This window comes from Neisseria sp. 74A18 (genome assembly GCF_001308005.1).
GTDB lineage: Bacteria > Pseudomonadota > Gammaproteobacteria > Burkholderiales > Neisseriaceae > Neisseria > Neisseria dumasiana.
Genome location: NZ_LGZA01000069.1, coordinates 1 through 1,728, shown reverse-complemented (window position 1 = coordinate 1,728; position 1,728 = coordinate 1). Strand labels below are relative to the sequence as shown.

The 1,728-nt window shown below is 45.7% G+C and carries 2 protein-coding genes; both read right to left on the bottom strand.

Annotation, left to right across the window (positions count from 1 at the left end; translation table 11 throughout):
- Positions 1–1,021: PoNe immunity protein domain-containing protein (locus tag AKG43_RS11795; protein ID WP_082403098.1), on the bottom strand; the 1,021-nt coding region annotated here is incomplete at its 3' end.
- A gap of 135 nt (positions 1,022–1,156) precedes the next feature.
- Positions 1,157–1,728, bottom strand: a 572-nt coding sequence (locus AKG43_RS13490; RefSeq protein ID WP_231718167.1) for a PoNe immunity protein domain-containing protein, incomplete at its 5' end; no start/stop codon positions are given.

Here is a 1,728-nt window from a genome sequence, read left to right as displayed (position 1 = left end):
ATATCGTATCTTCTCGGTATAGCGGTTCACCGTTTTCATCATATTGCGCGCTTACACGTCCGGCTGGCAACCGCTCACCTTGTTCTACCATGATTTCATGGCCGATAAAGTTATCTATGCCGTATTTGCCTGCAAACGGGGCGATAGCTCCCTTCGGCAGCAGCAGAGGCAAACGGTTATTATCCTGTTCTTCGCTTTGTTTGATTCTGCGTTGTTCTCTGGCCCAATCGACCATATCCTTGGGATAATAGAGATATTGGCGCAATTCGGTATCGTCGATGTCTTTCAGATAAGCCACCGCAGCGGATTCAAAGCTCCAGTAACCGTAATAGCCACCATACTCGGGATCTTGGTCAAGATGTCGGTCTATTATACCGTTGCCGATTTTGCGGTTGCCTTCATACCAGCCTGCAAGGTAGGAATTGAGATGTTTAAGCGTTTCTTCTTTGCTTTCGGCCATGATTGCCTGCAACAATGGTTTGCGGAAATTGAAGCCACCTTTGGGAAACTTCTGTTTGGGATCGAATTCCGTGGGAATCCGCGTGTTAACCAAAGCATCGAATGCTACATCTCGAAAACCATCCAGTTCATAACATCGTTTGACAATTGACAGCCAGTCGGTGCGGTCGAATAGGATGCACCATCCGATAGCATTGGGCAGGCTTTCGCTTAAATCCATACCCCCACCCCAAACGGACATTGTCCAGCCGTCTTCAATCAATTCAGGATCGTCTATAGGGTGCTTGGCATCGATTGCCAAACATAGATTGCTGTATTCAATGGCCTGCTCGAAACGTTGATAGACCGCTTCGATGGGATGTCCTGCGGTGTATTCGGTTACTGTCAATAGATAAAGAGAATCTACTAAGGTTTCCGGCCTATCTTCCGGATTATTTTTTACTGCTTCCAAGCCAATTTCTAAAAACCATAAATTGTTCTTATAAGATTGTTTAAAAAACTCCTCATCAAACAGACCTTGTCTATCTTTATCACGGTCATATTCGATTTCATTATTATTCATTTTCTTTTCCTTTATATATATTTATTTAGTTTTGGCCTTTGGCCTTTTAAAACTACCACCCGATAAATGTCTAGGCCGTCTGAAAAGTTTTGCTTCTTTTCAAACGGCCTTCTCACATACTCACATAACCGGTTTCTATTTTTTTAACCGTTTCAATTCTTCTTCATCAAACCGAACATGTCCACCATCTTCCCGTTGTAACAGCCGCCATACTGTGTCGTCGCGATATAACGGCTCACCGTTTTCATCATATTGCGCGCTTACACGTCCGGCAGGCAAACGCTCGCCTTGTTCTACCATGATTTCATGGCCGATAAAGTTATCTATTCCGTATTTCCCTGCAAACGGGGCGGTAGCCCCCTTCGGCAGTAGCAGAGGTAAACGGTTATCCCGTTCTTCGCTTTGTTTGATTCTGCGTTGCTCTCTGGCCCAATCGACCATATCCTTGGGATAATAAAGATATTGGCGCAATTCGGTATCGTCGATGTCTTTCAGATAAGCCACCGCAGCGGACTCAAAGCTCCAGTAGCCGTAGTAGCCGCCCCATTCGGGGTCTTGGTCGAGGTGGCTGTCTATTATGCCGTCGCCTCCTTGAATTTTTCGGTTTCCCTCATACCAGCCTGCGAGGTAGGCATTCAAATGTTTTAGGGTTTCTTTTTTGCTGTCGGCCATAATTGCCTGCAACAGGGGTTTGCGGAAGTTGAAGC